Source organism: Thermostichus sp. OS-CIW-20 (assembly GCF_054061455.1).
On record NZ_JBSSEF010000040.1, the window covers coordinates 1 to 24,305 of the forward strand.

Annotated in this window: 17 protein-coding genes, 1 tRNA gene and 4 pseudogenes; 12 read left to right on the forward strand and 10 right to left on the reverse strand. The window is 59.8% G+C overall.

Going from position 1 to position 24,305, the window contains the following annotated elements; translation table 11 throughout:
* Together ACVWXC_RS11880 and ACVWXC_RS11885 are read right to left on the reverse strand one after the other, a co-directional pair.
* Positions 1 to 70, reverse strand: a pseudogene (locus ACVWXC_RS11880) (IS607 family transposase); the annotation flags it as partial.
* A 54-nt stretch (positions 71 to 124) separates the two neighbouring features.
* A complete protein-coding gene (locus ACVWXC_RS11885; protein WP_457392962.1) occupies positions 125 to 667 on the reverse strand; it encodes a DUF726 domain-containing protein in 543 nt (180 codons plus the stop codon).
* 109 nt (positions 668 to 776) lie between these two features.
* Between ACVWXC_RS11885 and ACVWXC_RS11890 the strand changes: the two genes are divergently transcribed.
* Entirely contained in the window at positions 777 to 1,028 is a 252-nt protein-coding gene (locus ACVWXC_RS11890; RefSeq protein WP_414508282.1) for a hypothetical protein, read from the forward strand.
* Positions 1,029 to 1,053: 25 nt separating this feature from the next.
* Here the strand turns inward: ACVWXC_RS11890 and ACVWXC_RS11895 are convergent, their stop codons facing one another.
* The gene (locus ACVWXC_RS11895; RefSeq protein ID WP_457392959.1) at positions 1,054 to 2,832 is read right to left on the reverse strand and encodes a flavin reductase; all 1,779 of its coding nucleotides are present in this window, start codon (positions 2,830 to 2,832) and stop codon (positions 1,054 to 1,056) included.
* Positions 2,833 to 2,956: 124 nt separating this feature from the next.
* Between ACVWXC_RS11895 and ACVWXC_RS11900 the strand changes: the two genes are divergently transcribed.
* Both ACVWXC_RS11900 and ACVWXC_RS11905 read left to right on the forward strand, forming a co-directional pair.
* On the forward strand, positions 2,957 to 5,713 hold the full coding sequence (locus ACVWXC_RS11900) for a cation-translocating P-type ATPase (protein WP_011430492.1): 2,757 nt from the start codon (positions 2,957 to 2,959) through the stop codon (positions 5,711 to 5,713).
* Between the two features lie 240 nt (positions 5,714 to 5,953).
* Positions 5,954 to 9,928, forward strand: a complete 3,975-nt coding sequence (locus ACVWXC_RS11905) for a PAS domain S-box protein (RefSeq protein WP_457392955.1) — start codon at positions 5,954 to 5,956, stop codon at positions 9,926 to 9,928.
* 24 nt (positions 9,929 to 9,952) lie between these two features.
* Here ACVWXC_RS11905 and ACVWXC_RS11910 read toward each other — a convergent pair.
* A pseudogene (locus ACVWXC_RS11910) lies at positions 9,953 to 10,136 on the reverse strand (hypothetical protein); the annotation flags it as partial.
* A gap of 70 nt (positions 10,137 to 10,206) precedes the next feature.
* On the opposite strand from ACVWXC_RS11910, the gene ACVWXC_RS11915 reads away from it, so the two are divergent.
* Positions 10,207 to 11,442 carry a hybrid sensor histidine kinase/response regulator gene (locus ACVWXC_RS11915; protein WP_457392952.1) on the forward strand — a complete coding sequence of 412 codons (1,236 nt, stop codon included), beginning with the start codon at positions 10,207 to 10,209 and terminating at the stop codon, positions 11,440 to 11,442.
* Here ACVWXC_RS11915 and ACVWXC_RS11920 read toward each other — a convergent pair whose 3' ends face one another.
* A complete protein-coding gene (locus ACVWXC_RS11920; RefSeq protein ID WP_457392949.1) occupies positions 11,443 to 11,799 on the reverse strand; it encodes a HesB/IscA family protein in 357 nt (118 codons plus the stop codon).
* A 122-nt stretch (positions 11,800 to 11,921) separates the two neighbouring features.
* Here ACVWXC_RS11920 and rnz point away from each other — a divergent pair, with 122 nt between their 5' ends.
* The 6 genes from rnz (at position 11,922) to dnaN (ending at position 17,614) form a co-directional block, all read left to right on the forward strand.
* Positions 11,922 to 12,896, forward strand: coding sequence for a ribonuclease Z (rnz, locus tag ACVWXC_RS11925; RefSeq protein WP_011430488.1), 975 nt, complete (start codon positions 11,922 to 11,924; stop codon positions 12,894 to 12,896).
* A gap of 47 nt (positions 12,897 to 12,943) precedes the next feature.
* Complete coding sequence (locus ACVWXC_RS11930; protein ID WP_228375219.1) at positions 12,944 to 13,798, forward strand: RDD family protein; 855 nt, start codon at positions 12,944 to 12,946, stop codon at positions 13,796 to 13,798.
* A gap of 89 nt (positions 13,799 to 13,887) precedes the next feature.
* On the forward strand, positions 13,888 to 14,082 hold the full coding sequence (gene rpmG / locus ACVWXC_RS11935; RefSeq protein ID WP_011430486.1) for a 50S ribosomal protein L33: 195 nt from the start codon (positions 13,888 to 13,890) through the stop codon (positions 14,080 to 14,082).
* A 29-nt stretch (positions 14,083 to 14,111) separates the two neighbouring features.
* Positions 14,112 to 14,327, forward strand: a complete 216-nt coding sequence (gene rpsR, locus ACVWXC_RS11940; protein ID WP_011430485.1) for a 30S ribosomal protein S18 — start codon at positions 14,112 to 14,114, stop codon at positions 14,325 to 14,327.
* Positions 14,328 to 14,354: 27 nt separating this feature from the next.
* Positions 14,355 to 15,431, forward strand: coding sequence for a tRNA dihydrouridine synthase DusB (dusB, locus tag ACVWXC_RS11945; RefSeq protein WP_240530973.1), 1,077 nt, complete (start codon positions 14,355 to 14,357; stop codon positions 15,429 to 15,431).
* An 818-nt stretch (positions 15,432 to 16,249) separates the two neighbouring features.
* Positions 16,250 to 17,614: a DNA polymerase III subunit beta gene (dnaN, locus tag ACVWXC_RS11950; RefSeq protein ID WP_099835900.1), complete on the forward strand. Its 1,365-nt coding sequence runs from the start codon at positions 16,250 to 16,252 to the stop codon at positions 17,612 to 17,614.
* A gap of 95 nt (positions 17,615 to 17,709) precedes the next feature.
* Here dnaN and ACVWXC_RS11955 read toward each other — a convergent pair.
* Positions 17,710 to 18,854 (reverse strand): annotated as a pseudogene (locus tag ACVWXC_RS11955) (AAA family ATPase); the annotation flags it as partial.
* A gap of 59 nt (positions 18,855 to 18,913) precedes the next feature.
* Here ACVWXC_RS11955 and ACVWXC_RS11960 point away from each other — a divergent pair.
* A pseudogene (locus ACVWXC_RS11960) lies at positions 18,914 to 19,171 on the forward strand (zinc ribbon domain-containing protein); the annotation flags it as partial.
* A gap of 10 nt (positions 19,172 to 19,181) precedes the next feature.
* Here the strand turns inward: ACVWXC_RS11960 and queG are convergent.
* The 4 genes from queG to rpsB all read right to left on the reverse strand — a co-directional run bounded on the left by queG (position 19,182) and on the right by rpsB (position 23,683).
* Positions 19,182 to 20,225: a tRNA epoxyqueuosine(34) reductase QueG gene (queG, locus tag ACVWXC_RS11965; RefSeq protein ID WP_276307354.1), complete on the reverse strand. Its 1,044-nt coding sequence runs from the start codon at positions 20,223 to 20,225 to the stop codon at positions 19,182 to 19,184.
* Positions 20,226 to 20,233: 8 nt separating this feature from the next.
* The gene (locus ACVWXC_RS11970; RefSeq protein ID WP_099813171.1) at positions 20,234 to 21,649 is read right to left on the reverse strand and encodes an amidohydrolase; all 1,416 of its coding nucleotides are present in this window, start codon (positions 21,647 to 21,649) and stop codon (positions 20,234 to 20,236) included.
* Between the two features lie 206 nt (positions 21,650 to 21,855).
* Positions 21,856 to 22,704: a translation elongation factor Ts gene (gene tsf, locus ACVWXC_RS11975; protein WP_457392943.1), complete on the reverse strand. Its 849-nt coding sequence runs from the start codon at positions 22,702 to 22,704 to the stop codon at positions 21,856 to 21,858.
* 175 nt (positions 22,705 to 22,879) lie between these two features.
* Positions 22,880 to 23,683, reverse strand: coding sequence for a 30S ribosomal protein S2 (gene rpsB / locus ACVWXC_RS11980; protein ID WP_011430474.1), 804 nt, complete (start codon positions 23,681 to 23,683; stop codon positions 22,880 to 22,882).
* Positions 23,684 to 23,893: 210 nt separating this feature from the next.
* On the opposite strand from rpsB, the gene ACVWXC_RS11985 reads away from it, so the two are divergent.
* A tRNA-Pro gene (locus ACVWXC_RS11985) sits at positions 23,894 to 23,967 on the forward strand.
* Positions 23,968 to 24,305 lie beyond the last annotated feature (338 nt).

The following is a 24,305-nucleotide window of genomic DNA, read 5'->3' on the forward strand; positions in this document are numbered from 1 at the left end:
ATCGCCTCAAGGTGTGGAGACACACCCCAAAATAATCCGCCGCTTCTCTCGGTTTTACATACCTAGCCATACCAAGCAGCCATACTGAACATACTTGGCATTATTTTCAGTATAGTCCAGCGTATCATTGACTAGAGTCATGCTCCCCAGAGCCGATTAAGTGAGTGGCATTGAGGCTCTCAATTCTGGGGTGGAACTCTTTGATCGGCTTGATCCCACAGGGGCTGCGGTTGAGGGAAGGTACTTTGAAGACGTAGGCCAGAACCAAATCGTCTTCATTGTAGATATTGACTAACTTTCCAGTGATATTTTCTACGTGTAAACTCCAGTTCTTATCGGCTTGTCTTCTAACGGCACCGCTGAGCAAGATAACATCTTTAAGACGTCGATCGGCAGTCTGTGGCCAACCGCGCATGATGTAGTAGGCTACCCTCGCTCCCAAAGAAAACCCCATCAAGGTAATTTGCTTTTCTGGCAGAGCAGAGAGCAGGGGGTAGGCGTAGTCCAGTCCCACTTGCTTGGCCTTGGCTTTGTGAGCTTCCCAATGGGCAAGTAGTCCTACCCCTAGCTTCAGGGCAGATAAAGTCAAGTTTACAGGACTGGAAGCGTCCCACCAGAGGTAGTACAGGGATCCCCGCCATCCGGCACGTCGGAGCGTTTCCCACAACAGTCTTTTTTTTCCAAGGTTGGGTTTCACCTTCGCTGAGAAAACCGTTGATGAAAACCAGGGCTTCGTCCCAGCCCCGGGAGGGCTCAATAGGGATCAGATAAGGCTCATGGTGGACAACTTCTTCAACAAGAGTTTCTGTAACCTTCTGGCCAACTTGGAAAGTGGCTTTGCCGGTTTCAGCAAGAATTTCTGCGGCTTTTTGGGTGGTCTCGATACCCGTACCAATGACAGTTTGCGCAACGGCCCCGCTAACCTGGCCGACAAACTTGCTTGTATCGAAGACTACGTCTACAACTTTTTCGCCAATCTGGGCAGGAGCTTTGAAGACCGCCTCAAAAATGTCTTGCATGGTCAATGACACCCCCTGAGAGCTGAGACCAGTATTACCCGCGCCGCATGGCGGTAACCCCCGTGGGATCCAGCACTTTGCCGCGCTCTACCTCGGCATGGATGAGGTAGCGATCGCCACACTCCATCCAACTTTTGACACGGCACTCCAGGTAAGCCAGGGCATCCAAAAGGATCGGGCAGCCATTTTCGGCAGTGGCCGTGGCCAGGCCGGCAAAGCGGTCTTCGCCAGGGCGTTGAGGCCGTTGAAAGTGTCGCTGCAGGCTGCTGCTTTTGCCCTCCCGCAGGATGTTGAGCACAAAGGCCGCTTGCGGATGGGTGAGCAGTTCTGCCTCGCTTTCCCTGCTCACGGAGAGGGTGAGGCCGGGGGGATTGAAGCTGGCCTGGGCCACTGACCAGGTGAGAAAGCCGCGCGGGATCCCATCCTGCAAGGCGGTCACCACACAGAGGGATCCCACCACTCGGCTGAGGGCCTGCGCCAGCCGATCCGCCTGAGTTTCAACACCGCCTTGGCGGGGGGCACGAGCTCGCTTGGCCTTGCGCAGGGCTTGGGCAAATTGGGATCCCGCCTCTTGGCAAGCTTCCAAGATTTCGGCGGTGGGCTTAAACTTGGCGCGGATCGTCTCAAACCCCAAGGTAAAGCCGGCATTGAGCAACTTGCTCTCGATGAGATCCACGGCCTCGCCGCTCCAGCCATAGGAGCCGAAGACCCCGGCCAGCTTGCTGGTGGGAACGGAAGAGAGAATCAGGCCCAGGGCTGTTTGGATCTGGACCGGGGGATGGCCGGCCAGGGTTGGCGAGCCGATGATGAACCCCTGGCAGCGCTCCAAGGCCTGGGCGATCTCTTCAGGGGTGGCCCACTCGCAGTTAATCCGCTCCACCGTAACTCCCGCCCGCTCCAAGCCTTGGGCAATGGCTACCGCCATCAAGCCGGTGTTGCCGTAGGCGGAGGTGTACAGGAGGGCCACCCGCTGCTCCAAGGGATCCTCTTCGCACCAGAGCTGGTAGTCCAAGCGCAGCCGCCGCAGGCTGTGGCGCACGAGGGGCCCGTGGGCAGGAGCGTAGATCTGGGCGGGGAATTCTTCCAACTTGGCCAGGGCTGCCTTCACCTGGGGCGCTTGGCTGCGGTGCAGGCAGTCAAAGTAGTAGCGGCGGTCTTCGCTGAGCTGCCGCCAATGCTCGTCGAACACCTGCTCGTCGCACACATGAGCGCCAAACAGCTTGTCGGTAAAGAGGATCCCCGTGGCCGGATCGTAGGTGCAGAGGGCGTCGGGGTGGCGGGGCGTGGGCACGGTGCGAAAATGCAACTCGTGGCCTTCCCCCAGATCCAGGCGATCCCCATCTCGGATCACGCGCAGGCGAAAGGACTGGTTAGTTCCGTAGGCAATGCCAAAATCGGCAGCCTCCTCTTCGTCACGGCTAGGAGTTGGGGATTCCATGCCTTCAAAGGCCGCTCGCAGGGTGAGGGATCCGGGCTTAGAGCAGAGCACCACTGCGTAGGGGGCCAGCGGCAGAAGCGCTTTGAGGGTAGCGATGCGGTTGAAGTTGACGTGGCTCAGTAGGATAAAGTCCAGCCGCTGCAGGTATTGGTGCTGGGCCAGCTCCTCCAGAAAGATGTCCGTAAACGACTCCCCCGGCGGATCGATGAGCAGGGTTTGGCGGGCCTGGATGAGGTAGCTGTTGGCCGTGGTGCCCCGCTGCCGGGCATATTCCAGCTCAAACTTGAGGCGATCCCAGGTGCGGGAGCGCAAAACCAGAGTGGACGGGCCAATGACGGCCACTTGAACATCGCGAGTGGGAGTTTTGCTCGCCATAGCAGTCTCCAGGGGGCCTCTGTCCCCACCTTGCCACGAAACTAGGGAAATGGGGACCCCTTTTCCTCTATGGAAAGCTTCGAGAGCTAACGTAGAATTTGTCCATTCCCTGGGAGTGTTTGCGATGGCCCAAGCTTCTGGATCCGCCGGTGCTTCTGCTACGGCCTGGCATAGCCTCCCTCTTCCTGCTGTTATCCAGAAGTTGCAGACCGATCCCGATGCTGGCCTGACTACCCAGCAGGTGATCCAGAGGCAGCGGGAATACGGCCCCAACGAGCTAATCTCCTCTCCTGGACGCAGCGCCTGGCAGCTTTTCCTCGACCAATTCCGCAACGTCATGCTGCTGATGCTGATCGCCGTGGCGGCGATCTCAGCGACTCTGGACTTGCAGGAAGGCGAGTTCCCCAAAGATGCTCTGGCCATTCTGTTGATCGTCGGCCTCAACGGTCTGCTGGGCTACTTACAAGAAAGCCGGGCGGAAAAAGCGCTGGCGGCCCTAAAAAAGCTGGCCTCCCCCAGCGTGCGGGTGCAGCGGGACGGCCTGTGGCAGGAGATCCCCGCCAACCAATTGGTGCCAGGGGATCGCGTGCTCCTGGAAGCCGGGGTGCAGATCCCGGCCGATGGGCGCTTGGCGGAAGCGGTCAACCTGCAGGTGCGGGAGGCGGCCCTGACAGGGGAGGCGGTACCGGTTAGCAAGCAGGCTGACTGTGTCCTCCCCGAAGACACGGAGCTGGGGGAACGGCGCAACATGGCCTTCATGGGCACCGAGGTGTTGCAGGGGCGCGGGATCCTCTTGGTTACCGCCACCGGTATGAACACGGAGCTGGGCAAGGTGGCCGCCCTGCTGCAAACGGTGGAAAACGAGCCCACCCCCCTGCAGCGGCGCATGAGCCAGCTGGGCAACGTGCTGGTGTCGGGATCCCTGGCCTTGGTGGCGCTGGTGGTGATCGTGGGGCTGCTGCAGGCCGGCAGCATGGCGCCTTTCACCTCGCTGCTGGAAATCTCTCTCAGTATGGCCGTAGCCGTGGTGCCGGAGGGGCTGCCGGCCGTGATCACCGTCACCCTGGCCATCGGCACCCAACGCATGGTGCGCCGCAACGCCCTCATCCGCCGCCTGCCGGCTGTAGAGACCCTGGGATCCGTCACCACCATCTGCTCCGACAAAACCGGCACCCTCACCGAGAACAAGATGGTGGTTACCGACATCCTCACGCCGGAGCGCCACTACCAGGTCAGCGGCAGCGGCTACATCCCCAAGGGATCCTTCTACTGCCGCGGCCAGCCCATTGATCCCCAGAGCGCCCCGGATTTGCAGGCCCTTCTCAGGGCGGTGGTCTTCTGCAACGATGCCCTGTTGCAGGCCAGTCTTCCAGCCCAACGGGGCGCTGCCCCCACCTGGTCGATCCTAGGGGATCCCACCGAGGCCGCCCTGCTGGTGGCTGCTGCCAAGGCCAACCTGCAGAAAGCTTCCCTTCAAGAGCAGCACCCGCGCGCGCAGGAGATCCCCTTTAGCTCGGAACGCAAGCGCATGAGCGTGGTGGTGCAGGAGGAGGGCAGCTACCGCGTCTACGTCAAGGGATCCCCGGAGCTGGTGCTGGAGCAGTGCGCCCAGATCCAAAAAGGCGGAACCTGGCAGGAGCTGTCAGAAGCCGAGCGCCAAGCCATTCTGGCTGCCAACAACCGCCTGGCGGCCCAGGGCATCCGGGTTTTGGGGGTGGCCACCCAGCAGTTGCAGCGGATCCCGGAGAACCTGGAGGAGATCGAGCGCAACCTGGTGTGGCTGGGGCTGGTGGGCATGTACGATCCGCCGCGGCCCGAAGCGCGGGAAGCAGTAGCCCGCTGCCGCCAGGCCGGCATCCGCACCCTGATGATTACCGGCGATCACCAATTGACCGCTGTGGCCATTGCCCGCGAGCTGGGCATTCTCGACTCGGAGGGCCAAGCCATTGACGGGCGCACCCTCTCTCGGCTCAGCTTTGAGGAGCTGCTGCAGACGGTGCAAAGGGTCAACGTCTATGCCCGTGTTGCCCCCGAACACAAGCTGCGCATCGTCCAAGCTCTGCAAAAACAAAACCAGTTTGTAGCCATGACCGGGGATGGGGTCAACGACGCCCCTGCCCTGCGCCAGGCAGATATTGGCATTGCCATGGGCATCACCGGCACCGACGTCAGCAAAGAGGCCAGCGACATGGTGCTGCTGGACGACAACTTCGCCACCATCGTGGCGGCCATTGAAGAAGGGCGGGTGGTCTACAGCAACATCCGCCGTTTCGTGAAATACATCCTGGGCAGCAACATCGGCGAGGTGTTGACGGTGGCTGCTGCCCCTATCTTGGGCCTAGAGGACGTGCCACTGACGCCCCTGCAGATCCTGTGGATGAACCTGGTAACCGACGGCCTGCCCGCCCTGGCCTTGGCGATGGAGCCAGCAGAACCAGGGGTGATGCAGCGCCCCCCCTTCAACCCCAAAGAGAGCATCTTTGCCCAAGGGCTCGGTGCCTACATGGTGCGCATCGGTGTGGTCTTTGCCATCTCCACGATCCTGATGATGGCCATCGTGGAAGCCTATATCCCCCACTGGCGCACGATGGTCTTCACCACCCTGTGCATTGCCCAGATGGGCCATGCCCTGGCAGCCCGCTCCAACGACAAGCTGACCCTCGAGATGAACCCCTTTTCCAACCCCTACCTGCTGGGGGCCGTGTTGGCCACTTTGCTGTTGCAGTTGGCCCTGCTCTATGTGCCCTTCCTGCGCAACTTTTTCGGGACAGAAGAGTTGACCCTTCCAGAACTGCTCATTTGCCTGGGCTTTAGCACGGTGGTGATGGTCTGGGTGGATCTGGAAAAACTCTACCGCCGCTGGCGCCAGGGATCCCGCTGAATCTTCACAATTATTTTCACAATAAAGCATCTTCACAATAAAGAGTCTCTCTCCCTACTGCACCCAGAAACAAAGCTTTGAGCCAAGACTCATTTCCCCAAAAAGCCACTCTTGAGGAATCCTGCCCATTGCATAGAGGCCATTTCCGCAAGTTAGCTGAGCTTCCCCTTTTGACCTCCAAGATAAGCTGGAAAGACTTGCTGGGATACTGTGGAAAGGGGGCAGGAATCTCTGGGTTCTATGCACAGAGAGATATGGGCGGTAGGGAAAACGGTGGGCCTGGTGGATCCCTCTGGCCTTGCCTTTTGGCTGCTGGGATCCCTCTTCTTGGCTCTCCTGCTGCTTGGCGTCAGCCTGGGGGAAAGTCAGCCGCTTTCTGTCTTCAGAGGGATCCTGGGATCCCTTTCTCGAAGATTTCCCTTCCAACCTCCTAGAGGCACCCCCAGCCCAGAGGCTCGTTTTCGGGCAGCCTTGGAAGCCAGCTTGGATGCTATTTACCTGCTGGAGGCGGTGCGGGATCCCGTTACCCGCGAGATCCGCGACTTTGTCTTTGTGGATGTCAACGCCAAGGGGGAAGAGCTCATTTCCCTCCAGCGCCGGCAGATCATCGGCCAGCGGCTGTGCGAGCTGCTGCCCATCAACCGCTGGGGGGGCTTTTTTGAGAAATACAAGCGAGTGGTGGAAACCGGCATTCCTCTGGAAGAGGAGTTCCCCATTTCGGGGCAGCCGGGCTTGAAGGCCAGTTGGATCCATCACCAAGTGGTGCCGGTGGGAGACGGGATCCTCATCACCAGCCGCGACATCAGCGAGCGGGTCAAGATGGAGCGGGCTCTACAGGAAAGCGAGTCTCGCTACCGCGCCCTCTACGAGGCCATTCCCGACTTGATTTTTGAGCTCAGCGCCGAGGGAGTCATTCTTCATTGCAAGCCTTCCCCTTACGTTCCCACCCGACATCCGCCTGAGTTTTACGTGGGTCGCCGCGCCCAAGACGTGTTTACTGGCTCGCTGAAAGAGCAGTATCCATCTCTGGCGGAGGGGGCCTTGGTCAGCCAGACGCCGCAGTACCTAGAGTACGAAGTTGAGATTGAGCCGGGGATCCGCTGCTATCGGAGAGCCTGCGTTGTCGCTCACGGGAGAGACAAAATTTACATCCTGGTGCGAGATATCACCGAGCGGAAACAGGCGGAGTTGGCCCTTAGAGAAATGGAAGCCACCCAGCGGGCCATTATAGAGACCATTCCCGACTTGATCTTTCGCCTGGACAGCCAGGGCATTTGCTTGAGCTTTATCTCGGGGGGCGAGGTTCTTCCCTATGGCTCACCCGACACCTACGTGGGCCGATCCCTCCAAGAGGTCCTGCCAGCGGAATTGGCCGAGCGGCGGCTTTTCTTTGTTCAGCAGGCTATAGCTACCCAGACGCGGCAGCGCTACGACCAAAGCATCGAGATTGAAGGGGAGACCCGCCACGAAGAGGTGCGCATTGTGCCCCTCAACCCCCAAGAGGTGGTGGTGATCGTCCGCGATGTAACCGACAGGGTGCGATCCCAGCAGGCCGTCCAGGAAAGCGAGCAGAAGTTCCGGGCGCTGTTTGAGAATGCCGCTGTGGCCATCCTCATCCGTCATGCCGAGACCGGCGAGATCCTGGAGGCCAACTCCCAAGCCATTGCCGCCTACGGGTTTTCCAGCCTGGAGGAGCTGCGAGCCTTCGACGCTTCCGAGCAGTCTCCCTATCGCCAGGCTCTTCGGGGCGGGGAGTTCTCGCTGCAGTCCTACTTGGAGCAAGCCCGCCAGCAGGGATCCGCCCGCTTTGAGTGGCAATGGCAGCGGCAGGATGGCCAGGTTGTCTGGGAAGACGTGTTTGTGCAGCCCCTTGTCTTGCGCGGGATCCCGTGTTGGGTGTTTACCGCGGTGGACATCACTGCCCGCAAGTCGGCAGAAGCGGAGCTGGAGCAGTTTTTCTCGGTAGCTCTGGATTTGCTCTGCATTGCCGATGCCCAAGGGTACTTTCGCCGTCTTAACCGAGCCTGGGAGACTACGCTGGGCTATTCTCTGCAGGAGCTGCAGAGCCGACCCTTTTTGGAGTGGGTTCACCCGGAAGATGTCCCCGCCACGCAGGCGGCCATGCAGCAGCTTGTCGAAGAGAAACGGCTGGATCACTTTGTCAACCGCTACCGCACTCAGGACGGCAGCTATCGCTTCATCGAGTGGCGAGCCTCTTTGGCCGGATCCCTGTTCTACGCCGCCGGACGGGATATCACCCTAGCCAAGCTGGCAGAAGAGCAGATGAAAGCAGCCAAGGAAGCTGCCGAAGCCGCCAGCCGCGCCAAGAGCGAGTTCCTGGCCACCATCAGCCATGAGATCCGCACCCCCATCAACGCCATCCTGGGAATGGCTAACCTGCTGCTGGACACCTCCTTGGATCCGCAGCAGCAGGACTGGGTGCAGACCATCCGCTATGGAGGCGAGGTGCTGCTGAACCTAATCAACGACATCCTCGATTTCTCCAAGATTGAGTCCCAAAAACTGGAACTGGAGGAAATACCCTTTTCCTTGCCGCAGTTGGTGGAAGAGCTGCTGGATCTGATGGCAGCCCAAGCCCAGAGCAAGGATCTGGAACTGGTGGCTTGGGTGGATCCCAACCTGCCGCCAACCTTGATAGGGGATCCCAACCGGCTGCGCCAAATCCTGGCCAATCTGCTCAGCAACGCCATCAAGTTCACCCCCCAGGGAGAGGTGGTGGTGACCGTCGAGGCCGGGGAGAGGGATCCTGAAAAGCAATGGGTCAACGTTCAGGTGCGGGATACAGGCATTGGCATTCCCCCGGAAAAATTGGATCGCCTCTTCAAGCCCTTCAGCCAGGTGGATAGCTCCATCAGCCGCCAGTTTGGGGGCACCGGCCTGGGCTTGGCCATCAGCCAGCGTCTCTGCCAGCTCATGGGGGGAGCAATCGGGGTGGAAAGTCAGCCGGGCCAGGGATCCACTTTTCGCTTTCGCATCCCCCTAAAGAGGCCAGACCAGGAGCTGTTGCCAACCGCCGCACCGGATCCGTGCTTGGCCGGCAAGCGGGTTTTGCTGGTGGAAGACAACGCCAGTCAACGGCAGTTGCTATCCCGACTGCTGAGCGCTTGGGGCATGGAGGTAACCTGTTGTGCCTTGGCGGCAGAAGCCCAGGCTGCAGTTAGAACTCGTCCTTTTGACCTGGCCCTTCTGGATGCCACCCTGCCAGACCGGGATGGCTTGACCCTGGCGGCTGACCTGCAGACAGCGCAACCCCGCCTGTTACCGCTAGTGCTGACGGGGCGCAACTTCATCTCCACAGCAGACCCTCTCCCCACTTTGGCCAAGCCGGTCAAAGCCTCCCAACTGCGGAAGCTGCTGCTGGGGCTTGTGGGAGAAAAAGCTCCTTCCTCCTTATCTTCCTCTCCCGCCGCTCCTCCCTCCATTTGGGACGCGACCCTGGCCAGCCGCTACCCACTGCAGATCCTGGTGGCAGAGGATAACCCGGTTAACCAGAAGGTGATTCGTCTCATGCTGGAGCGGTTGGGCTACCGGCCCGACGTAGTCGGCAACGGTCTGGAAGCCGTCCAAGCTCTGCGCCTGCGACCCTACGATCTGGTGTTGATGGATATGCAAATGCCGGAGCTGGATGGTCTTGCGGCCACCCGTCGCATCCGTGCTGAGCTGCCTCCTGAGCGCCAGCCTCGCATTGTTGTCCTCACGGCCAATGTGTTTTCGGAAGGCCGTGCTGCCGCCGAAGCTGCCGGGGTAGATGGCTATCTAACCAAACCCTTGGAGCCAGCCGCCCTAGTCCGGGTTCTTCAGGGATCCCTTCCCCTTCCCATCCCGGCCAGCCAAGAAGAGGATCCGCCCCTCGACCCCGTTATCCTCGCCCAGATGCGGGCAGTCTTCAGCTCTCCAGAAGCCTGGCAGGAGATGATCCAAACCTACCGGCAGGACAGCGAAGCTCTATTGGGATCCCTGCGGCAGGCCCTAGAGCAGCGGGATCCCCAAGCCATTGCTCGGTTGGCCCACCGCCTCAAGGGCAGCAGCAGCACCCTGGGCGCCAAACGTCTGGCTGAGCTGTGTCAGCAGTTGGAAAAGCTGGTTCATGCCGAGCCAGCCAGTTCTGTAAAATGGGACACTATAGAGCAAGCCGTGCAGAAGCTAGAAGTGGCATATCGGCAAGTTATCCTCAGTCTGATACATTTACGCTGAACACTGCTGAACATCACTGTTCAACTATGCAGCGATAGCATTCTGTTTGTTTCCAACCAGAATGGCGGTATCCCGCAAAGCTTTGAGTAGAATACCCAAAGCGCAGTTTCCGTGTCGTCTTACTACCAATTTTCTGCTTTGCTTTGGCTACCATGTTGGCAGACTCGAAAGTAAACAGAAAGATCAACTGGTAGTAATCCGTACTGAACATATTATACATTATTTTCAGTATAGTTGAGCTTATTATTGACTAGAGTCATGCTCTCCTCTCGATGCCTATGCTGAGGCCCAATCCCCACCCTCCGGCCAGCTCGCCGGCGGTTCCTGAGGCCCAGGCGGGATCCCCCTCTCCTGAAAAGAAGCCGTTGTTGTTGATCGCGGACGATGAGCCCAGCCAGCGGCTTTTGACTCGCTACGCCCTGGAGCGGGAGGGCTACCAACTCGTGGAAGCGGACAGCGGCTTGGCGTGTCTAGAAGCTGCAAGCCGCTATCAGCCGGACATGGTGCTCCTCGATGCGGTGATGCCGGATCTGGATGGGTTTGAGTGCTGCCGCCGCCTCCACGCCCAAAACCCGGACTTGCCGATTTTAATCGTCACGTCTTTGGAAGACGAAACCTTTGTCAACGAGGCCTTTGCAGCTGGCGCCAGCGACTACATCCCCAAGCCCATCCACTGGTCGGTTTTGAAGCGGCGGCTGCGCCACTTGCTGCAAGCCAACCAGGCCCAGCGCCGTCTGCAGCAGCTTAACCAGGAACTGGAAGCCAAGGTACAGCAGCGCACCGCCCAACTGGCCTGCCAGGTGGCAGATCTGGAGCAGCTCAACCGCCTCAAAGACCACTTTTTGGCCACCGTCTCCCACGAGCTGCGCACCCCCCTGACCAAGATCAAGCTGGCCCTGGAACTCCTGCGCCGCACCCCCCTCAACGAGAAGCAGCGGCAATACCATGACATTGCCCTGCAGGAGTGCGAGGCCGAAATCCAGCTCACCAACCGCCTATTGGATCTGCAGGGCCTGGAAGGGAAAGACCTGGGCTCTGCCGTTGCAGCTATTGACCTGCCCCACCTCTGGCACAGCTTGATCGAGTCGGTGCAGCAATGCACCCAGGCCCGCTCCCTCACGCTGCAGGTGGGGGATCTGCCCCCCTCCCCCTGGCGGTTTTACAGCCATCGGCAGCTCCTGACCCAGATCCTCAAAGAGCTGCTGGACAACGCCTGCAAGTTCACCCAGCCAGGTGGCACGATTCGTCTAGAGGTTCAGCCAATCCCTGAAGGGGTTGAGTTCAGGATCGGCAACACCGCTCAGATCCCGCCCGACCAGTTGCCCCGCCTGTTCGAGCGCTTTTATCGGGTGCCCACTGCGGATCCCTGGGCCCAGCCGGGCAGCGGCCTGGGGCTGGCCTTGGTGAAGCAATGGGTGGAGCGCCTCCAGGGTCACATTCGAGTAACCAGCGAGGCGGGGTGGACATGTTTCCTGCTGCGCCTGCCCAGCCTAAAGCCCTCTGGCAGGACGTGATCAGTGGCCGACGGCAGCGGCGGTTTCGGCAGTGGCAAAGGAAGTGCCGCAGCCGCAGCTAGCCACCGCATTGGGGTTCTTGAAGCGGAAGCCGCCCCCCAACAGATCCTCGGAGAAATCGACAGTCAGCCCTTGAATAAAGGTCATGCTCAAGGGATCCACCGCCACCCGAATCTCGCCAAAGTCAAAGGTATGGTCGTCAGGGTTGGCCTGGGGCTCGAAGTTCATGGTGTAGGAGAGGCCGGAGCAGCCGCTGGGCTTTACCCCCAGGCGCAAGATGGGTTGGGATCCCTCTTTCTCATACTTGCTGCGCAGCCGCTTTAGCTCTTGGATGGCGCTCTCGCTCAAGGTGATCATGGCGGGAAAGCTGACACTTACTTTTATCCTAACAGGGGTTTTGGGCCGCCTTTTCCCCTCGCGCGGCAGGAACAGTTGATAAGCTAGGGATCCCGTTTCCTCAAGCCTAACGTTCTGCCCTTGTGACGGATCCCAACGCCATTCGTGTTACCTTTCTGGGCACCAGCTCCGGCATGCCCACCCGCCAGCGCAATGTCTCGGGCGTGGCGGTGCAGTTTCCGCAGCGGTCAGAATGGTGGCTGTTTGACTGTGGCGAGGGCACCCAACACCAACTGCTGCGGCTAGACGAGCTGCGCCCCAGCCAGTTGCGCCGCATTTTCATCACCCACATGCACGGGGATCACATCTACGGCCTGCCAGGGCTGTTGGCCTCCTGCGGCCTGGGCAGCACCCCCCAACACATCGACATCTATGGCCCCCCCGGCCTGGAAGAGTACCTGAAGACGGTGCTGCGCTACAGCGAGAGCCGAATTCCCTATTCCTTCCGGGTTCACACCGTCGAAACAGGGCTCATTCTTCAGGATCCCGAGTACTGGGTCTTCTGCGCCCCCCTGGATCACCGGGTGCCCGCCTTCGGCTACCGCGTGGTGGAGCAAGACCGGCCCGGCACCTTCGACGTGGCCAAAGCCCAGGCAGACGGGATCCCGCCCGGCCCTCTCTACGGGCAGCTCAAGGCCGGCCAATCCATCCTCTGGCAAGGCCGCTGGTTCCACGGGCGAGATTACGTAGGGGCTCCGATCCCAGGGCGCAAGTTCTCCTACTGCACCGACACCATCTTCTGCCGCAACGCCGTCGATCTCTCTCGCGCCGCCGATCTGGTCATCCACGAGGCCACCTACGCCGAAGCGGATCGGGAGCTAGCCGAGCGCGCCAAGCACTCCACCGCCGCCATGGCCGCGCGGGTGGCCGCCGAAGCCAAGGCCCAGACCCTCATCCTCACCCACTTCAGCCCCCGCTACACCTCAGAGGGCCCTATCACTTTGGAAGACCTGCTGGCCGAAGCCCGGGCCATTTTTCCCAACACCATCCTGGCCCGGGATCGGATGACCTACGAGATCCCGCGCCGCAGCCCCGCTCCCCTGCCGGTGGGAGTCTAGACCTGCCTTGCTAGCTAGAATGATAGGACCGACAGCCTCAACCTGCGATGACGGATCCCAGACCCTATCCCGAACGGCCCAAAACCGAGCAACTGGAGCAAAACGCCAGCGAGTGGCAGGCCTTCAGCGCCTTGCCCCCCGCCACCTCTCTGCCTCCTGTGCAAGCCGAGCGACCGGCTTCTCAAGCAGCCAGCGTCCCCCAGGCTGAGGAAACCCTGCCCAAACTGGCCCCCTGGGGCAAACGGATCGGAGCCTTTGCCCTGGATTTTGGGCTAGGGCTGGGGGTCTCCTACCTGGCGCAGGGCCTGGCTTCCCTGGTGGGAGCCGATGCGGGCGCCGTGGATATGACCGGCTACATCGCCTTTTTTGCCACCTGGTTGGTGAACCGCGGCTACTTCCAATCCCGCCCCGCCGGCCAAAGCCTCGGCAAATGGCTGCTGAACCTCAAAACCCTGGATCCCGAAACCGAGGCCTCACCCCATCTGGTGCGCTCCCTGGCCCGCGAAGGGGTGCTCTCGCTGTTTATCCTCACGGAAGCCCTGCTGGTGCCTTTGGCTGCCGATGGCCTGTTCGCCCTTTTCGATAAAGAAAAACGCCAGAGCATCCACGACCGCGCCGGACGCACCCTGGTGGTGGAATCGGAGCGAGGCTACCACCTGGATGAAAAAGCCCTGCGGCTGCTGCAGGAAATTCTGGAGGGAGAAGCCGCCGAGGACGTCAAGTCCGCTGCTCGCGACCTGTTGCGCAAAGCTCAGCGCAACGAAACTGTGCGCGATCTTTCCAGACAGATGCAGCGCCTGAGCAGGGACGTGGATCGGAACACCCGCGCCCTCCGCCAACAAACCGGCAGGCAAGTCAAAAACTGGGTTGATTCCGTCAAAGAAAAGTTGGATAATTGGTGATCGCGCTTGCGAGGTAGCCCATCTCCAACCTCGTTGGCTGGGGTTTTGGGGATCTCGAGCCGACTTTCACCTCCATCTTGGGATCCACTATGGCCAAAGCAAAGGGTGCCCGCATCATCATTACCCTGGAATGTACGGAGTGCCGCACCAACGTCAACAAACGTTCTCCGGGGGTAAACCGCTACACCACCACCAAAAATCGCCGTAACACCACGGCCCGCTTGGAGCTGAAGAAATTCTGCCCCAAGTGCAACCGCCACACCGTCCATAAAGAGATCAAATAGTTCAAGACGCTTTACCGTTCTCCTGACCTATGGTTTACGCTCGTCGCCGCCTGTCTCCCATCAAACCGGGAGAGCCGATCAAATACACCGATGTTGAGCTGCTCAAGAAATTTGTAACCGAGCGCGGCAAGATCCTGCCCCGCCGCATCACGGGGCTGACTGCCAAGCAGCAGCGGCAAGTCTCCAAAGCCATCAAACAAGCGCGCATCCTAGGCCTTCTCTACTTTGTCAACAAAGAAGGGTAAGTTGCTGTCTGCTTTCTCCGGATCCCGATGAGCCTGCAGCTTTCGCCGCAATTGCAAGCTCGAATGGCCCAGCCCCTTGAGATTGGGGGGGTAAAGGTTTTTAGTCGTGTCTTTCAGGCACCCCTGTCAGGCGTAACCGACAAAGTGTTTCGGGGGTTGGTACGCCGCTTTGCCCCGCAAAGCCTGGTCTACACCGAGATGGTGAACGCCACCGGGTTGCACTATGCCCGCGAGCTGCCCCGCATTATGGAAGTGGGTGAAGGAGAACAGCCCATCGGCATCCAGTTGTTCGACTGCCGGCCCCACTTTTTGGCCGAAGCGGCTCGCATGGCCGTGGATGAGGGGGCGACCTTGGTGGATATCAACATGGGCTGCCCAGTAAACAAGATTACCAGAAACGGCGGCGGCTCTGCACTGCTGCGGGAGCCGGACACGGCAGCCCGGATTGTGGAAGCGGTGGCCAAGGCTGTACCTGTACCTGTTACAGTGAAAACTCGCCTGGGCTGGTCAGATCAGGAGATCAACATTCTGGATTTTGCCCATCGGCTGCAGGAGGCTGGAGCGCAACTGCTTACTTTGCATGGCCGCACACGCGCCCAGGGCTTTAGCGGCAAGGCTCGCTGGGATTGGATCCGCCGGGTCAAAGAGCACTTACGCATTCCGGTGATCGCCAACGGCGATATTTTCTCGACTGATGCAGCGGTAAAGTGTCTGGAGGAGACCGGAGCCGACGGGGTGATGTGCTCCCGCGGCACGATGGGCTACCCCTTCCTGGTGGGGCAAATCGATCACTTCCTGAAAACCGGCCAAGAAAGGCCGGCTCCTACCCCCCTGGATCGGATTCAAATGGCTTTAGAACACTTGCGGGGCCTCTGGGAGTATAAGGGAGAACGTGGCATCCGTCAGGCCCGCAAGCACATGACCTGGTACATCAAGGATTTTGCCGGCGCCTCTCAGTTTCGCGCCCTTCTCTGTCGCATCGAAACCTTGCAAGAAGGGGAAGCCCTTCTGCTTCAGGCCATGGAGCGCTGCCAAGAGGCCCCGCTGCAACCGGAAGAAGTAACTGAAGACTCAAACGAAGAGCAATTTGAAGAGACTACCTGAAATTGAGTGGGGGATCCTTTTACCCTGACGGCTGGGCGGTAGCCAATCGGTCTTTGACCGCCGTTTGCAAACGGTCGTTTTCATCTTGAAGCAAGGCATCCACGCTTCTGGAGAAGCGACCCTGACTTGCTATGGGCAGTTGAGCATAAGCAAACTGCTCCGGCTGAGGCCGAAATGACAGTAACCATGCCAAACCGAAGCTCGCGGTCAGCAGCTTCAGCCGCACCTGAGCTCAATGCGAGCTTTTGGTCTGGCGGGCCTGGCCAGCCTCCCGCAGGCTGCCACGGTTTTCCCGAGCAGCCTGTGGAAAACCTGTGGAAATCCCCCGAAGGCCGCCCCCAGCCTTCATGGGATCCCCAGACCACATCTAGAGCAACGAACCACTAGATTAGAGCATCCCACACTGGTCGTACGTTAAGTTTTATAAATTTGTCAGGGAATAGCAACATTTTCATCCCCCTCAGCCTGTGGAAAACTTGTGGAAAACTTCAAAAATCTGTGGAAAACTTGTGGAAAAACCTCCCGAGTTATCCACAGAGTATTTATACCTTGTGGAAAGTTGGCCAAGTTATCCACAGTTTTTCCACAGGTGGGGAATACGATCAAAAGCTTGTGGCGCAAGGTTTTTCCGATCAATTTCCACAGTTTCCACAGCCCCTACTACTACTAGATTAAAAAATTAAATTGGGTAGGGATCGTGATTTTTAACTTTATCCTGCGCGCGCGAGGAAAATTTTTTGCAAAACTCGTCTGGGCAGGGAGGGATCCGTGGGAAGCAGGCGGTGTAGGATAGGCGTATTCAGCTCGCAAGTCCCCTGATGGTGCAAGCTCAACGTCCTGCGGATTGGGAAGTCGAAACCGGATCGCCCGCGTCTGCCCCGCGCGACGGCAGGTCTGGGGATCCCTTCCCCGTCAACAGGACAGAGTCCTTCGGCAAGGCTGTCGACCTACCTGCCGGTTGTCTTTGCTTCACCTGTGAGCAAGCTGAGCTCAGCCACCACCTTGCTGCAGTTAGCCGAGCCGTTGCCAGCCGTCCTGCCCTGCCAGTTTTGGCCAACGTGCTGGTAGAGGCAAGTGCAGAGGCACAGCGGGTTGCCCTGACGGCCTTTGACTTGAACTTGGGCATTCGCAGCGAGTTCGAGGCCGAGGTGAAGGGATCCGGTCGCACCACTCTGCCGGCCAAGCTGCTCAGCGACATCGTCAGCCGTTTGCCTAGCGGCCCGATCGGCCTCAGCCAAGTGCCGGAGAGCGCTGCCGTGACCCTTACATCGGCCGCCGGCCAGTACCAGCTACGCGGCATGCCTGCGGAAGAGTATCCCACCTTGCCCGAGATAGCGCCCCGTACTGCCGATGCCGATGCTGAGGAGGAGAGCTTAGCCGCCCAGATCCTTGAGCTGCCCATCGAGAGCCTGCTGCAAGGGATTGGCCAAACCCTCTTTGCCGCTTCCGGTGATGACACCAAGCAAGTGCTTACGGGTGTACATGTCAAGCTCTTGACCGGGGATCCGCCGCGGCTGGAGTTTGCGGCCACCGATGGACATCGCCTGGCGATAGTTCAGGTGGAGGCGGAAGGGATCCCAGTTGATTTGGCGGCTGGGGGGACGAAGCTGGATTTCACCATTCCCGCTCGGACTCTACGAGAGGTGGAGCGCATCCTCGGCGCCCAGACGGCCGCCTCCGCGGTGGAACTGCGGTTTGACCGGTCGCAGGTGCAATTTATTTTGCCCCCTGGCGCCGGCAGCGCTCAGTGCCAGCAGCGGATTACCAGCCGCCTTTTGGAGGGCCAGTACCCCGACTACAACCGCCTGATCCCCCGGCAATTTGAGCGGCATGTAACCCTGGAGCGTCGGCCTTTGATCGAGTCCTTGGAGCGAGTGGGGGTGTTTGCTGCCCAGCGGAACGACATCATCAAGTTCAACCTTTCTGAGGCAACCCAAACCCTACGCATCAGCACCGAGGCGCCCGATGTGGGCAGCGGCGAGGAATCTCTGCCGGTACAGATGTCCGGCCCTGACCTGGAGCTGGCTTTTAATGTGCGCTACCTGCTGGAGGCCCTTAAGGTGTTTCATACACAGCAGGTGAGCCTGGAGCTGAACGGCGCTACCCAGCCGGCCATCTGGAAGCCGATTGGAGCGACGCGCCTCTGCTATTTGGTCATGCCGGTTCAACTGCGGGCTACCTAGCCCACCCCAGCCTGACCCAAATCGAAGATTGGCCTCAGTTGCTCCCCTGACCTGTCCGGAGAGGAGAACAGGTGGCTGCCGATAGCAGCTCGAGCAAACCGGTGGGTAAACTCCTGCACCAAGTCCACCCGCCCTTGGCGCAAAACGGCCGGCTCCAGGCGCTCGGTCGTGTTGCAGGTCATTAACACCACCAACCTCTGCTCGCAGTCGAGATAATCGGGAGCGAGCACGCTTTGGTGAAGGGTGCCATCTAACAGGCTGAGGATGCGTTCGGTTTTGGTGCTCTGCTGGGCTACCTCGCTGGCTCGGTCTTGGGCGAGGTGATCGGCTTCGTTGATGATCAGGCAGACCCCCTCCAGGTAGGGGGGCGCGATGAACTCCTGCACGGCTTCGTGATCCAAGATGAGCACCGCATAGCGCAGGGGCCCCAGCAGCTCGTGGGTCACTGCCTGCGTCCATCCGGTTTTGCCCGTACCCGGGATCCCGTGCACCAAGACCGCCAATCGCTCCTGCTGTAGAAGCTGCAAAGGCCTGAATTTCGGTGGGAAAAGAACTGATTGGATAGGGGCTGTGGATTTGCCCGATCCGGCTTTGGTAGCCGCTCACCATCACTGCCAGATTGTAAGTAACCTTGCGAACAAGGGCCTGAGAGCCACGCCCAGCAGGGTGTAGCGGCGGCAGTTGTGATAGGTGGCCTGAACTTGTAGCCAAATCTGCGGCTCCGGTCAGAAGGCATAGGTGGTGCCCAGGCTGCTGATTTCCTCCCAACTGCTGAACCGCTCGACTGGATGGTAGAAGTAGCGCTCCATATGGAATTGCGCCAACTGCACCAGTCGCCCCAGATGCGCTAAAACTCTGAGAACGGTCATTTCCTGCAGGCGCCTTAAAACGTCATCGATGGGAACTTGATCCCGGCTCACCTGCTGCTGAATCGGCGTCTGCGTGGAGAGCTGATCATGAAATACTGTATGGTCGGGGCTGGGCAGAGGTGGAGTGACGCTATTCCAAAACCCTTCGATCTTGTAACAGGTATTCTCTGAAAGTTGAGAAGCGCGCTGTACTCTCTACGTCCTACCGCATTGGCAATATCGCTGCACACATCTCCAAAAATTTTTCGGCCAACGCCCAGGGATCCCGCACAGGAATACTCGGCATCGAAATGGCGGTACAGGGGTTTCCACCCGGATTGCAGTAGGTTGTGCCGGTAGCTGGGGTAATAGTCTTCGTAATCGTTATCCAGGCAGGGTTAGGGTCTGAGAAGAGGGGAAGCCAATAGGGGGTGCTAGGGCGTGGACGACTGAAAGAGCTGGGCTGTTGACGATTGCAGGGAATCCAAACGGCATGAGTCAAGAGTGTTCTGGGTGTGGTCAGGTGGTTCCCAAAAAACTCCACGAAAGGTGGCACGATTGCCCCTACTGCGGGCTAAGCCTGTCACGGGATCACAACTTGGCGAGGGGAATCAAATCCAGAGCGGTGGGGCATCCCGTTCTTAAAGCTCAGGAAACGCCCGCTGCGATAGCAGGGATCCCTGTTCGCGAAGCGTGGCGTAAGCCATGAAGCCCGCCCTCTACCCGTTCGCGTCAGCGGCGCGGAGCGCTTCAGGGTGAGGAACGGGAGTATGGGCTTCCAAATCGTTGCTGTGGGCTGTGGAGCCCGAATGGCCGCTGAGAGCGGCTTGGGCGTTGCGGCGCAGCCGGTGGGCCTTGAGGCGGCGCAGGGCAGAGGCGGGAAACCTGCGGTCGAACTCCTCGTCGCCAATCCGCGCCAGTTCTTGGAGATCGGGGGCAACATTCCAAGGGTAAGGCTGAAAATCGGGGATCCGGCTGGGCCGGGCAAAGCGCTGGTTCCAAGGGCAGACCTCTTGGCAGATGTCGCAGCCGGCCACCCAGTTGTGTAGGTTCTGGGCGATCTCGGCAGGGATCTGCTCGGCGTGGCTTTCCAAGGTGTGGTAGGCAATGCAGCGGCGGGAATCCACCACCCCTGGGCTGACGATGGCCTGGGTGGGGCAGGCCTCCAGACAGCGGCTACAGGTGCCACAGTGGGCGGTGTGGGGCCGGTCGGGGATCAACGGGAGAGTGGTCAGGATTACCCCCAGAAATACCCAGGAGCCGTATTCGCGGGTAAGCAAGAGGCCGTTTTTTCCGATCCAGCCCAAGCCCGCCTGCATGGCCCAGGGCTTTTCCGCCACTGGGCCGGTATCGACGTAGAATCGACCGCGGTAGTCCGGAAACTGGGCCTGCATCCAGAGGTGGAGCTGCTTCAGCCGCCGTCCCAACACGCGGTGGTAGTCCCGCCCCCACGCGTAGCGGGAGATCTTGCCTTTAGCTGGATCCCGGCTGTGGCAGGTGGGGGTGTAGTAGTTGAGGGCCACACAGACCAGAGATTGTACTCCCGGCAGCACCCGCTCTGGATCCATTCGCCGGGGATCGGCCATCCAGGCCATGTCGGCGGCCATGCCCGCGGCCAGCCAGGCCCGCAAGCTCGTCAAGTCAGGGGGATCCGCCGCGCTGGCAATGCCGACTTTGTCAAAGCCCAGCGCCAGCGCCTGCCGCTTCACCTGCTCGGTGGCTCTGGCCCAATCGGCTGCTGCTCCCACGGTCGGCCCCGACAATTCTAGGGCTATTCTGGCAGACCCATCACCTGGCGGTAGCGGGCCTCCAGTTGTGCTGCCTGCTGCGAGCGACGGAAGGGATCCCAGGTGCTGTGAGCGAACAGCTCCTGCCGCAGCTTGGCCACATCCACCGTCGTTACCTCGCCGTTGGCCACCACCCGCTTCCCCCTGACCCAGACGCTGTGCACCACCTGGGTGGGCCGGCCCAGCACCAGTAGACCAATGGGATCCGTGCGGGGCAACAGCGACAGTTGGGTGAGGTCGTAAAGCACCAGATCCGCCTGCTTGCCCACCTCCAGGGATCCCAGCTCCTCTCCCAGCCCTAGACCAATGGCCCCACCGCGAGAGGCCATCTCGATGCTCTCCCGCGGCGAGATCCAGTGGCGGTAGTCGGGATCCGTAATGTTGTGCAGGATGGTGCCGATTTTAATGGCCTCCAGGAGATCCTGGGAGTCATTGCTGGCTGACCCATCGCAGCCGAAGGCCACGTTTACCCCCGCCTGCCGGTACTTGAGGATGGGGGCGATGCCGCTGCCCAGGCGCAGGTTGCTCAAGGGGTTGTGGACAACCGTAGAGCCGGTGCGGGCCAAGATCTCGATATCGGCATCGGTAAGCCAGACGCAGTGGGCCAGCGAGGTTCTCCGGTCTAGGTAGCCCAAGCGCTCCAGGTGCTCGACTGCGCTGCAGCCGTACTTTTCCTGGGCCAATCTCTGCTGGGCGCGGGTTTCCAGCAGGTGGGCATGGCGGGGGAGGCCATACTTCTGGCTCAACTCCGCGCAGCCCTCAAACAGCTTGTCAGAACAGAGTTGGATGCCGGTGGGGGCCACCATCAGCGTGATGCCCTCCTCTGGCCGGTGAAAGCGCTGCACTGCCTCTTCCACAATGGCCAACACCTCCGCTGTGGAGAGAGGATAGGTTTCCAGCTCCCGATCCGAAAAGGAGCCGCTGGGCAACCCCTGAGAGAGGGCTTGATCCTGGAGCAGGGGGCCGATGAAAGCGCGGATCCCGACTTCTCGGTAGGCCCGCACCGCCGCCTCGAGGGTGGCCAGCTCCTGGCCAGGGATGAGGATTAGGTGATCCACTACGGTCGTGCCGCCACTGAGCAAGGTTTCCACCGCTGTCGCCAGGGCGCTGAGATAAATCTTTTCTGGATCCGGGGGCGCGTACTCGTGCAGTTGTGCCAGCCACAGCTCCAGCGGGTAGGGCGGGATGATCCCTCTTTGCCACAGCTCCGAAGAGTGGGTGTGAGCGTTGACAAAGCCGGGCAACAAAAGCTTGTTGTGGGCATCGAGCTCTACGCCATCTGGGCCCACTGCCGCCAGCTCTTTGCCGATGGCAGCGATCCGCTCCCCTTCAATGCGGACATCTGTAGTCTCGTAGCCGGTGGCGGTGGGAATCAGCACATTGCGCAAAAGGTAGCTCATGGCCAGCAATCAAAAGAGCTGTTCTTCAGTTCACACTTTGCCGTGCCAAGGCAAAAAGGGAGGAAAGCCCCAAATACCCTCCCAGGACGCTTCCCGTGAGGAAGTCACCACCTAGCCAGCCCCCCTCAGGGTGGAGAGGCCCACCGAGTAGGCTGCTTCCACCAATCGGGGTGAATTCAGGGATCCATCCGCAGCGTGGAATGGGCTTATTTCTTCTTCTTGGTGGAGCCCTTTTTGGAGGGCTTGCCCTCAGCAGCAGGCGCTGGCTCTGCGTCAGCAGATTCTGCGACGGCGGGTTCTGGGGCAACGGACTCTGCTGGAGGTTCGGCAGCAGGTTGGTCAGCCACAGGTTCTGCGGGAGGAGCGGCTGCAACTTCTGCCACTTGCGCTGGCTGTGCTGGCTTGAGACCGGCCTGAGCGGCCACCTCAGCGGCAAAATCCGCTTCTTGTTTCTCGATCCCTTCTCCCAAGACGAAGCGGGCAAACCGCCGCACCCGGATGTTTTCCCCTAGCTTGGCAATGTGCTGCTTCACCAATTCCTCTACGGTAATCGAGGAATCTTTAATAAAGGGCTGATCCATCAAGGACAGCTCTTTCAGGCGCTTCTCGATGCGGCCCTGCACGATCTTTTCCCGCACGTTTTCAGGCTTGCTGGCCAGATCCTCTTTGCCCATCTCGATGGCCCTTTCCCGCTCCACCACTTCGGGAGGGATCTGGTCAATGCTGACGTACTCCACGCTTTGGCAGGCGGCAATCTGCTTGGCAATATCTTGCACCAGCTTCTTAAAGTCTTCGTTGCGGGCCACAAAATCCGTCTCGCAGTTCACCTCCACCAACACACCGATCCGGTTGCCGAAGTGGATGTAGCTATCGACAACCCCCTCAGCCGCCACGCGACTGGCCTTTTTGGCTGCCCCTGCCAACCCTTTCTGCCGCAGCCAGGTGATGGCTTTCTCCATATCGCCACCGGACTCTTCCAGGGCTTTTTTACAGTCCATCATGCCTGCGCCCGTCTTTTCGCGCAGCTCTTTGACCAATTTGGCATCAATACTCATGAGGGTTCCTCAAATCTCACATCGTACAAAGAGGCAGAAAGGATGTGACCGGATGCAGAGGATAGGCAGGAGCAGAACAAAGGATGAATCTGGATTTTAAGGATACAGGCTTCTGGAGAAAGGATGGACAGGGAGCAACTCGAACCACCCAGGATCCCCACCCTCGGCCCAAGGGTTACTCTCCCTGCTCGGGATCCCCCTCCTCTTCATCCTCCACATCTTCCAGAATGTCATCCTCTAGATCCATGTCCATGGCCCCCTCGTAGTCGTACTCATCCTCTTCGACTGTGTCGAGCTGCCCATGTCGCCCTTCGTAGATGGCATCGGCCAGCTTGCCTACAATCAGCTTAATCGCTCGGATGGCGTCGTCGTTAGAGGGGATGAAGACATCGCTCAGGTCAGGATCGCAGTTGGTATCCAGCAGCGAGATGATCGGAATCTTGAGCTTGATACATTCCTGAACGGCGTTGGCCTCCCGCCGCTGATCGACGATGATTACCGCGTCGGGGAGCTTGCGCATAGTTTTGATGCCGCCCAAGTACTTCTCCAACTTGGCCAATTCCCGTTTTAGGCGGGCCGCTTCTTGCTTAGGCAGGCGATCCAGCAGGCCGCTGCTCTGCATCTCCTCGATTTCCTTGAGGCGGTCGATGCGGGTTTTGATGGTGGCCCAGTTGGTGAGCATGCCCCCCAGCCAGCGCTGGTTGACGTAGTAGCTGCCACAGCGAGTGGCCTCATGGGCGATGATCCCGGCGGCTTGGCGTTTGGTGCCGACAAACAGGAAACGCCACCCCTTTTCGGCCCCCTCCCGCACGTATTCATAGGCTTCGTTGAGGTAACGGGCCGTCTGCACCAGGTCGATGATGTGAATGCCGTTGCGCTCGGCGAAAATGTAGGGCCGCATCTTGGGGTTCCAGCGGCTGGCCTTGTGGCCGAAGTGTACCCCTGCCTCCAGCAGTTGAGGCAAACTGACTACGCTCATGAGTTGGTTATCTCCTACGGGTTAGCCTCCGCCCGAACGGATCCCCGTTGAGGACACCCGGTAGTTCGGGCGTGTGGTATTTTGACAGCTCAGCTATGCTAGCATGTGTTCTACAGGATCCGGTAACCAAGGCCTTGCACTTGCCGGGATCCGGTTCTAGAAGCTAAACTGGTAAAGCACCTCCAGAGATTTTCTCTGGCTTAGGTGCGTCGGGGCGTAGCGCAGCTTGGTAGCGCACCACTTTGGGGTAGTGGGGGTCGAAGGTTCAAATCCTTTCGCTCCGACTGGAATTAGAGAGAGCCCCTTTCTAGTGGCAGGGTCAAGCCATTCTTTTGGGGATTGCGGTAAACTACCCCGCGGCTGAAGCTAGGGGCTCTGAGGGCTCCGTCCCGCTGGCGCGAGCAGGGAAACTGCTCTTGGAAAGAAAGCTGCATTGGCGCTAGTGGTGCGGGGCCTCCTAGGTGGCTTCCATCAGAACCTCTGGGGTACTCCCGCCACAGCGCAGCTTGGCGGGCTGGAGGATAAGAGGTGAGACGAAGGGGTTCAATGCCCCTGAGTCTCACAATCTGGGCGTTGCCTGCTGCTCGACATACTTCTTCAACTGCTCAACGGTGACCCCACC